The organism is Collimonas sp. OK307 (assembly GCF_900113705.1).
In the GTDB taxonomy this organism is placed as follows: domain Bacteria; phylum Pseudomonadota; class Gammaproteobacteria; order Burkholderiales; family Burkholderiaceae_D; genus Collimonas.
Genome location: NZ_FOQI01000022.1, coordinates 61,571 through 71,171, shown reverse-complemented (window position 1 = coordinate 71,171; position 9,601 = coordinate 61,571). Strand labels below are relative to the sequence as shown.

The 9,601-nt window shown below is 55.3% G+C and carries 8 protein-coding genes and 1 pseudogene; 5 read left to right on the top strand and 4 right to left on the bottom strand.

Going from position 1 to position 9,601, the window contains the following annotated elements; translation table 11 throughout:
• Window positions 1-222: 222 nt before the first annotated feature.
• The 4 genes from BM205_RS21850 to puuE form a co-directional block, all read right to left on the bottom strand.
• Window positions 223-405: a 4-oxalocrotonate tautomerase gene (locus BM205_RS21850; RefSeq protein WP_092416972.1), complete on the bottom strand. Its 183-nt coding sequence runs from the start codon at window positions 403-405 to the stop codon at window positions 223-225.
• A 40-nt stretch (window positions 406-445) separates the two neighbouring features.
• A complete protein-coding gene (locus BM205_RS21845; protein WP_092416971.1) occupies window positions 446-1,207 on the bottom strand; it encodes a class II aldolase/adducin family protein in 762 nt (253 codons plus the stop codon).
• 107 nt (window positions 1,208-1,314) lie between these two features.
• On the bottom strand, window positions 1,315-2,127 hold the full coding sequence (locus BM205_RS21840) for an outer envelope protein (protein WP_254784004.1): 813 nt from the start codon (window positions 2,125-2,127) through the stop codon (window positions 1,315-1,317).
• 160 nt (window positions 2,128-2,287) lie between these two features.
• A complete protein-coding gene (gene puuE, locus BM205_RS21835; protein ID WP_092416970.1) occupies window positions 2,288-3,247 on the bottom strand; it encodes an allantoinase PuuE in 960 nt (319 codons plus the stop codon).
• Window positions 3,248-3,392: 145 nt separating this feature from the next.
• On the opposite strand from puuE, the gene uraH reads away from it, so the two are divergent.
• From uraH to nusA, 5 genes and pseudogenes are all read left to right on the top strand, one after another.
• Window positions 3,393-3,746 (top strand): hydroxyisourate hydrolase, encoded by a 354-nt coding sequence (gene uraH, locus BM205_RS21830; RefSeq protein ID WP_092416969.1) that lies wholly within the window; start codon window positions 3,393-3,395, stop codon window positions 3,744-3,746.
• Between the two features lie 408 nt (window positions 3,747-4,154).
• Window positions 4,155-4,673 (top strand): annotated as a pseudogene (scpB, locus tag BM205_RS24810) (SMC-Scp complex subunit ScpB); the annotation flags it as partial.
• Between the two features lie 373 nt (window positions 4,674-5,046).
• Window positions 5,047-7,122: a 23S rRNA pseudouridine(2605) synthase RluB gene (rluB, locus tag BM205_RS21820; RefSeq protein WP_092416967.1), complete on the top strand. Its 2,076-nt coding sequence runs from the start codon at window positions 5,047-5,049 to the stop codon at window positions 7,120-7,122.
• 399 nt (window positions 7,123-7,521) lie between these two features.
• The gene (rimP, locus tag BM205_RS21815; RefSeq protein ID WP_092416966.1) at window positions 7,522-8,007 is read left to right on the top strand and encodes a ribosome maturation factor RimP; all 486 of its coding nucleotides are present in this window, start codon (window positions 7,522-7,524) and stop codon (window positions 8,005-8,007) included.
• Complete coding sequence (gene nusA / locus BM205_RS21810) at window positions 8,004-9,563, top strand: transcription termination factor NusA (RefSeq protein ID WP_092416965.1); 1,560 nt, start codon at window positions 8,004-8,006, stop codon at window positions 9,561-9,563. The genes rimP and nusA overlap by 4 nt, the downstream gene beginning before the upstream one ends.
• Window positions 9,564-9,601: the final 38 nt, after the last annotated feature.

Genomic DNA, 9,601 nt, shown 5'->3' with positions numbered 1-9,601 from the left:
CAAGCTGCGTATCAGGAAATCCGTCGTCAGATTCCTGCTTGCCTGGAAGGCGATCGCTGGTTCCACAACGATATCGTGGTGGCGCAGTCGTTCGTGGTCAGCGGTTCAGTGCGCAATGCGGTGGTTAAGCAGATCGGCGAGTTTGCCTGATTTAATCACCTTGAAATGAAAAATGAGCCACGTTGTCGTGGCTCATTTTTTTTGCAGCAGTGTTTTATAAACTCAATCCGACCACAGTTTTCCAGCGGTCGCCCAGTGTTCGCGCTTGACTTCCTGGATGATGATATCCACCGATTCAGGGCCGCATTCGAGTGTCTTGCAGGTAGCTTCAGTGATGGCTTTGACGAAGGCGCGCTTTTGCTCGGCGCTGCGGCCTTCAAACAGTTGCACGTTAAAAGTCGGCATACAAATCCTTTCTGGGAAGTTAAGAAACCAGGAGTTGAAATTATTGTCGATAGCTCGGATCGATAGCATCCAGTTTGCGTAGCAAGGCCGGCCATTCCAACACACCTTCGGGACTGCCGTCGCCCAGCAACTGGTCGCGGGTCTTGCGGCAGATTGCCTGCGACGGCAAGGTTAGCCGACCGCTGCCCGAGCTAAGCTGGAGTTGTATTTCGCAAGCTTTGTCCAAGGTATCCATCAACACGTAGGCTTCCGCGATAGTGCGCCCGCATACCAGGCTGCCGTGATTGCGCAACAGCATGGCGGGCAGTTTCCCGAGTTTTTCGACCATGCGGTTTTGCTCGCTGGCTGAAAGCGCCAACCCCTCATAATCGTGATACGCAATCTGTTCATAAAAGCGCAAGGCGTGTTGCGAAATCGGCAGCAAGCCATCAGCTTGAATACCGATTGCCACTGCATGCGTATTATGCAAATGCATCACGCAAACAGCGTCAGCCCTGGCCGCATGGACAGCGCCATGGATCGCAAAACCGCTGACGTTCACCTGATATGGCGAGTCGCCGACAATGCGGCCCTGGGCGTCGATCTTGACCAAGTTGGATGCGCACACTTCGTCGAAACGATAGCCAAACGGGTTCAACAGGTAATGCCCGGGTTCACCGGGCACTGAGGCGGAAATATGGGTGTATATCAGATCATCCCAGTGCTTCAGGGCACACAGGCGATAGCAGGCCGCCAGATCCTGGCGGACTTGCCATTCGACCTGGCTGATTGCGGCCGGACGGCCGCCAGAGGATAGGCTCATGATGTCAGCATAAAAGCTGCGGTTGCAAATGTTGGATGATGCAGGGTTGTTTTGGCCGCTTTGGTCGTTTCGGCGGCGCTTCCCTGCATCGTAGCATTTGCTGCTGCTTAGAAGTGATATTCGGCGCGGATCATCGGTGTTTTGGCCAGAGAACCAGGGACATCATGCGGATTGCCGAACTTGTTTCTCCAGTATTGATATTCCAGGCCGACTTTGAAGGTGTTTTTACCCATACCCAGTTGCGTGCCGAGGTCGTACATGACCTGCGCGTCGATATTGACTTCCGGGGAAGTCGGGCCGCCGAATTCGTTTTTACCCTTGGAGCCGAGCCAGTTCGCATAGCCCTCGAATGAAAGACCGGTAGATCCGATCGGGATACCCCAGGCCGTGCTCAACATTGGATGCGTGTCGTAGCGGTAGCGGCTGGTGACGCCTATAGGTTGATTGCTTTCGAATACTGCCAGCAGGCTGATGTTGAGGAAACCGGGCACATCCATCATCAGGGTCGGACCCACTACCAGCATGCGTTTTTTCGATGCATAGCTATTGTCGTTCTTGGTATTCCAGTCGAAACCGCCGGTGAAGCCAAGGCCGCGGACCGGACCGAATTTAAAATCCTTCCCTGAGATCTTGCCGATATCGAGCGTGTGGCGGTAGACGATATACGCTTCCTGCGCATTGTCGTCTTTATGGTCGGACATGAGCAGGTCGACGTTCAGGTAGTTGCTGCCGTATTTGTAGCCGTCGGCATGCGTGAAATTGATGATGTTTTTGGTAATGTCCTGATTGTTGTACGGCTCGGCGAACTTGGTGCCGTAGCGGTAACCGATGGAGGTGTCGCTCCAGTCGGCGGCATTTGCCGAGTGCATGCTGGCCAAAGCCGACAGCGCGATCAGGCAGCCCGCCGTGCGCGTGACCATAGCTGTGCTACGCATGCGATTTGTTGTTGCGGCCGCGGATAATTTGCCGGATGGCTGGCGGGTTTGAAGCATGATGTCGTCTCCGTTCTAATAGTAATTCCATCTTTTTTATATGATGGGTGGTGAAAGCGTGGAACCGCCACGACGGTAAAAAAACGTTTTATGCCCCGAATGGGTGCGTGGTGCGCCAGTGATCGGCGATGTCAATGCGACGCGTAACCCAGACCTGACCGTGGCTCTGCACATAATCCAAGAATCGTGCCAGGGCTGCGGCACGCCCCGGACGGCCGACCAGGCGGCAATGTAATCCGATCGACAGCATCTTCGGCTGGTTCAGACCATGCGGATCGCCTTCGCGGTACAGCACATCGAAGGCATCTTTCAGGTAATCGAAGAACTGGGTGCCCGAATTGAAGCCTTGCATGGCGGCGAAGCGCATGTCGTTGGTATCCAGGGTGTAAGGTACGATCAGTTGTGGCTTGACCACGGTTTCGCCATTGGCGCCGCTGATCTTGACCTGTTCCCAGAAAGGCAGGTCGTCGCCGTAGTGGTCGGCGTCGTAGCTGAAGCCACCGTGCTCTAACACCAGGCGGCGGGTATTAGGCGAGTCGCGGCCGGTATACCAGCCGAGCGGGGCGCTGCCAGTGAGTTGCTTGATCACGGCGACGGCTTCGGCGATATGTGCGCGTTCAGTGGCTTCGTCGATATTCTGGTAGCTGATCCAGCGCAAGCCGTGGCAGGCGATTTCATGGCCAAGTTCTTGAAATGCGGCAGTCGCTTCCGGGTTGCGTTGTAGCGCGCGCGCAACACCGAACACGGTCAAAGGCAACCGGCGCTCTTCAAACATGCGCAGTAAACGCCAGACGCCGGCGCGTGAACCGTATTCGTAGATGGATTCCATGCTCATGTGACGCGCCGGAAAACTCTGGGCGCCGATGATTTCGGACAGGAAGGTTTCCGAGCCGGCATCACCATCCAGCACGCAGTTCTCGCTGCCTTCCTCATAGTTGAGGACGAATTGCAGAGCGATCCGAGCCCGGTTCGGCCATTGCGGATGAGGCGGGGTGCGGCCGTAACCGGTCATGTCGCGCGGATAGTTTGGGTCGGTATTGATTGTCATTGCTTGGCCTGGAATGTTATTTGGTTTTCAGGATTATGTGCGCTGCAGCCATGATTAATATATGCCGGATAGTATATTGACCTTGACCCTGCGGTATATCATTTGATCGATACTCGTTTTCAACTAATTGATATAAGGAATAATCATGGGGAAGTTAAGCACGCACGTTCTGGATATCACCCAGGGCAAGCCGGGCGTCGGCGTCAAAATTGCGCTGTATGTAGTTACTTCAGCCGGCCGCAGCCTGTTAAAGAACGCCGTGACCAACCAGGATGGCCGGGTTGACGTGCCGCTGTTGCAGGGCGAAGAGATGCAGGCTGGACAATATGAACTGGTATTTTCGGCTGGCGACTATTTCGCTTCGCAGGGAATTGATCTGCCAAGTCCGCGTTTTGTTGATCGCGTCACGCTGGCTTTCGGGATCGCCCATGCGGACCAGAATTATCACGTACCGCTGGTAGTGTCGCCTTGGTCGTATTCGACTTATCGGGGCAGCTAAGTAAAGATAAGTAGTAACAAATAGTAAATTATGCAAGGCTGTCGGCCGCTATATGCTGCCGATGGCAGTTGACATAGGCGATAGCGAATTGGCAAATCCACCATTGCCGGCTATCGCTAAATAACCACGTCAGCAAGATCAATACGCCTTCCCATCCGCTTTGTGCTAAACTGTGTACTAACATTTTTGATTGGCAGCAGGTTCGGTTCCAGTCGAAATTTAAAGAACGAGCGGCGCAGCGTTATCCGTCTTATTCAAGTCTTATTGTCCCCGCCCTCATTAATCCTCCTCTAACGGGCGCTGGACAGCAGTATCAATAGCTTTTTCTTTAGCCAGGGCAGCAAGCGCCTTCGGTTGAACATAAGCTCTGCGAATTTTTTAATAAAATTTAAATAAACTACGTCGTACATGAATATTATTGAGGCTAAGAAAGTCCTCGAAACTGCATTGCTCTGTGCTCATGAGCCGCTGTCGCTTAACGACTTGAAAAAGCTGTATGCGCCAGGTGATGTGGAGGGCAGTGACGAAGACGGCGAAATCAATGCAGATACGATCAGGTCTATGCTCGAGGAATTGCGTAGCGATTGGGCCGACAAGGGTATTGAGGTGGTTGCCCTGTCGACCGGTTGGCGCTTCCAGAGCCGTCCAGAGATGAAAATTTACCTGGAACGCCTGAATCCGGAAAAACCGCCGAGATATTCGCGAGCGACGATGGAAACCCTGGCAATTATTGCCTATCGTCAACCAGTGACGCGTGGCGACATTGAGGAAATTCGGGGGGTAACAGTCAATTCGCAAACCGTAAAAATGCTTGAAGAGCGCGGCTGGATCGAAGCCATCGGGCATCGCGACGTGCCAGGACGCCCGGCATTGTTTGCCACCACCAAGCAATTTCTCGATGACCTTGGCCTGACTTCGCTGGATCAATTGCCACCGTTGCAGCAAGTTGCAAGAAATGACATGCAGGAAGGCAGTTTGCTTGAGTTGCAGGCGCTGGAAGCCGATCTTGAGGCAAGCATGGAAGCCCGGGCCGTGCTGGATGCGGCGGCGGCGCTGGAAACAACAGAGACAGCAGAAATAGCAACAGCGGTAGAAACATCGGCAGAAGCAGAGTCAGTTACAGAAGATGCAATTGAACATGCATCCGAAATCACGAAGGAAAATGCGATGGAGGCGGATGAAGAAGCAGTTGCTCATCCGCAAGTAATGCCAGTTGCATCGAATGAAACCCACACCAACGACCACGCGTCCGAATCGGATGATGAAGCTACGCCAGGTCGGCATAACCAACACCTGAATAATGAACCCACCTAGTTCCAATGATGCACCGGTCGTCGACGTGACAGCCACCACTGAACCGAAGCCGGCTAAAAAGCCAAGAGCGCGTAAAGCTGCGACGGTTGTGGCTGATGTTCCCGCTACGGCTCCCGCTACTGTAGAGACCTCTTCTGCAGATGTCGCAGAACCGGTCAAACGCGCTCCGCGCGCGCCGCGCAAGAAAGTAGCTGCGGCAGCCGACGAGAGCAGCACAGCATCGGAAGTGGCGCCTGTCGCCGTAGCAGCAGTGGAAGCTGCTGCACCTGCCAAGCCTAAGGCTGCGCCGCGTAAGAAAGCGCCGGCTGCTGTAGTAGAGCAGGTTGTTAGCGTCGATGTGGTTGCGCCGCCGGTTGCGCAGGCGACTGTGGATGCGGCACCATTCGTGAATGTAATGAATGCAGAAACAACGCCGCGCGAGCGTCCGGCCAAGCGTGGTGTGCGTGGTCCGCGCGCTCTGCGTAGCAACCGCGCTGCACAGCGTGCACAAGAATCGGCGTCGGCGGCCGCTGCGGATTCCGCAGTCGAGACCGGCAACGTGGCCGTGGCCGAAGGTCAGCCGGCTGTATCGCAAAATGCCGATGTCCCTGCAGGCGAGCCGCGCCAGCCGCGTGGCGACCGTAACAGCGGCCGTGGCGGCGAGCGTAATGGTGAGCGCAGCGGCGACCGCAATTCACGCGATCGCCAGCAAAAGGGCAAGAAGCCGCAGGGCCAGAATGGCAAGCCAGGGCAATCCGGCCAGCGCAATGGCAAACCGGGAGCCCGTGGCGGTGATGCCGATGAAGTTTTCTCGTTTGTTACCTCCGAATCCTTCGATACGCTGGTGACCACCGAGGACGCGAACGATCGTCGCCAGGCTGCGCAAAAGAATGTCCGGCGTGATCTGACCGCCGAAGATGATGCCCCTAAACTGCACAAGGTATTGGCAGAGGTCGGCCTGGGTTCGCGGCGCGATATGGAAGAGCTGATTATCGCCGGCCGGGTTTCGGTCAATAGCGAGCCGGCCCATATCGGCCAGCGCATCTTGCCAACCGATCAAATCCGTATCAACGGCAAGTTGCTCCAGCGCAAAGTGAGCAAGAAGCCGCCACGAGTGCTGGTGTATCACAAGCCGGCTGGCGAAATCGTCAGCCACAACGACCCGGATGGCCGTCCATCGGTGTTCGATCGTTTACCTAATATGAAGGCCGCCAAATGGCTGGCAGTGGGACGTCTGGATTTCAACACCGAAGGTTTGCTGTTGTTTACAACCTCGGGTGATCTGGCAAACCGCCTGATGCATCCGCGCTACGGTATCGACCGCGAATACGCGGTGCGTACTTTGGGCGAGCTGGAGCAGGGCATGCGCCAGAAATTGCTGGCCGGTGTCGAGCTGGAAGACGGTGTTGCGCAATTCACGAAAATTGCGGACGGCGGCGGCGAAGGCATCAACAAATGGTATCGCGTGGTGATCGGCGAAGGCCGTAACCGCGAAGTGCGCCGCATGTTTGAAGCCATCGGCCTGACCGTGTCGCGCCTGATTCGTACCCGTTACGGCGCCATGACGCTGCCGCGCGGCCTCAAGCGCGGTCGCTGGGAAGAGCTGGATGAAAATGCAGTGCGCGACATGATGACCGCGCATGGCCTCGACAAGCCTGCTGCTGGCCAGAATGCCGGCGGCGGCAAGGGTCGTCCAGATTTCAACAAGGATCGCGAGCCTAACGGCAATCGCGCCGACAGTGCGCCGCAAGGCCCGGGTGTTTACCGCGATCCGGGCTTTGGTGGTCAGCCGCGTGGTCGTGGTCCGGGCGGTGGCCAGGGGCGTCCGCAAGGCGGCGGTCAAGGTCGTCCACAAGGCGGTGGCCAAGGTCGTCCGCAAGGTGGCGGTGGTGGTCAGCCGCGTAGCCGGCAGCCGGATCCTTTGCAAACCGCATTAGGTTTCCCTGATGCTGGTCAGCAACGACGTAATGGCGGCGGCAATGGTTTTGCGCGTCCTGCACGTCCCAACAAGACAGTTGGCGGACAAACAGGTGGTGGACATTACGGCGCCCAAGGTGGCCCGCGCCGCCGTCCGCGCGGCTAATTGGTGATCTGTCGTCCCTGGCGGTAATTTGCTGCCGGGGATGATAGGGAAGAAGTGGCGGGAGTGTTGCATTATTGATCAATTCGCCCTCTGTTGACGAGGGATTGTCAATAAATGCAAATTTCCTGCATTGCGGTACATAGCCCAATCGTTTATAATTTACAAGTTAACAGAAGTCATTGACAGAATTAAAATGAAAATAAATTCAAATTTTGGATTTATTATTAATTCGCAGCCGATCTCGTGAAACTGCTCGAATGACAAACGATAAGAAGGATGGGCAGATGCCCATTTTTTTTTTGCTTTTCGTTTTAGCTGCATTTAAGTTGTATGTGCGGGTATGTGTACAGTTCAGGCCTGTAGTTACCGGGCCTGTTGCGCTATTTATAGGGAGTTGCCTTGCAGTTGCTGGAGCTAATTGAAACAACCGTGGTTGGCATGGGCTACGAGCTGGTCGAATTCGAAAAGGCCGCGCGTGGTTTGTTGCGCGTATACATCGATTTCACACCTGAAAATGCCGGGCAAGGCCAGATTACGGTAGAAGATTGCGAAAAAGTGACGCATCAACTGTTGCACGTACTGACGGTAGAAAATGTTGTGTACGAGCGGCTGGAAGTATCGTCGCCAGGCCTGGACCGGCCGCTGAAGAAACTGGCTGACTATGTGCGTTTTGCCGGCAAGGAAGCAATTGTGAAATTGCGCATCCCGATGCCAGGCGCTGCACATCGGAAGTCATTTCAAGGTGTCCTGGGTGAGCCGGACGGCGAGAATTTGAAAATCGAATTTGAAACAAAAGATGGGTCGGCGGTGTTGGATTTCACACTCGCTGACGTAGACAAGGCACACCTGGTGCCGCAAGTGGATTTTAGGAGTCGCAAAGCATGAGTCGCGAAATTTTATTGTTGGTCGATGCGCTCGCGCATGAAAAAAACGTCGATCGGGATGTTGTGTTCGGTGCACTTGAACACGCACTTGGACAGGCAACCAAGAAACGCTACGAGGGCGACGTCGATATTCGCGTCACGATCGATCGTGAAACCGGCGAATTCGAATCCTTCCGCCGCTGGCACGTTGTGCCGGATGAAGCGGGTCTGCAATTGCCGGACCAGGAAATCCTGCTGTTCGAAGCCAAGGAACAGATTGACGACGTTGAAGTCGACGACCACATTGAAGAGCCGATCGAATCGGTTGAATTCGGCCGCCGCTTTGCGCAAGACACCAAGCAAGTCGTATTGCAACGGATCCGCGACGCTGAACGCGAACAGATCCTGGCCGACTTCCTGGAGCGCGGCGATTCGCTGGTTACCGGCACCATCAAACGGATGGAACGCGGCGATGCCATCGTAGAGTCGGGCAAGATCGAAGCACGTTTGCCGCGTGACCAGACGATTCCTAAGGAAAACCTGCGTATCGGCGACCGTGTCCGTGCCTTCATCCTGCGTATCGACCGCAATGCACGCGGCCCGCAAGTGATTTTGTCGCGTACCGCGCCGGAATTCATCATGAAGCTGTTCGAGCTGGAAGTACCGGAAATCGAACAAGGCTCGCTGGAAATCAAGTCGGCAGCACGTGACCCTGGCGTCCGCGCCAAGATCGCTGTGTTTACCGCAGACAAGCGTATCGATCCTATCGGCACCTGCGTCGGCATGCGTGGTTCACGCGTACAGGCGGTGACTGGCGAACTGGGCGGCGAACGTGTCGACATCGTGTTGTGGTCGGAAGATCCGGCGCAATTCGTCATCGGCGCACTGGCTCCTGCAAATGTTTCTTCGATCATGGTTGATGAAGAGAAGCATGCAATGGACGTCGTCGTCGACGAAGAAAACCTGGCAATCGCGATTGGTCGCGGTGGTCAGAACGTGCGCCTGGCGGCAGAGTTGACCGGTTGGCAGATCAACATCATGACAGCGGAAGAATCAGCGGATAAATCAGCGGTGGAAACTGCTGCGATCCGCACCCTGTTCATGGAAAAACTGGACGTCGACCAGGAAGTCGCCGACATCCTGGTGGAAGAAGGTTTTGCCAGCCTGGAAGAAATCGCCTACGTGCCGATTACCGAAATGCTGGAAATCGATTCGTTTGACGAAGACACCGTCAACGAACTGCGTAACCGGGCTCGCGATGCGCTGGTGACAGAAGCGATTGCTTCGGAAGAAGGACTGGAAGGCATGGAAGATACCCTGGTCAATTTCGAAGGCATGGACCGGGTTACAGCCGGCAAGCTGGGTTTGGCGGGAGTCAAGACATTGACTGCGTTCGCCGGTCTGGCTTATGACGAATTTGGCGCGATTCTGGCTTTATCAGCCGACCGTGCGCGTCATTTGATTGAAGAAGAGTTTAAAGATGTGACCGACGATGAGATGAAACTCATCGATGCCAAGTACGATGATCATGCCAAAGCCCTGCAGGCCAAGGCATGGAATATAGCGGAAGCCAAGTGATCGAGTGATCCGAGAGGTTCCGTATCGTCTGCCGCGCC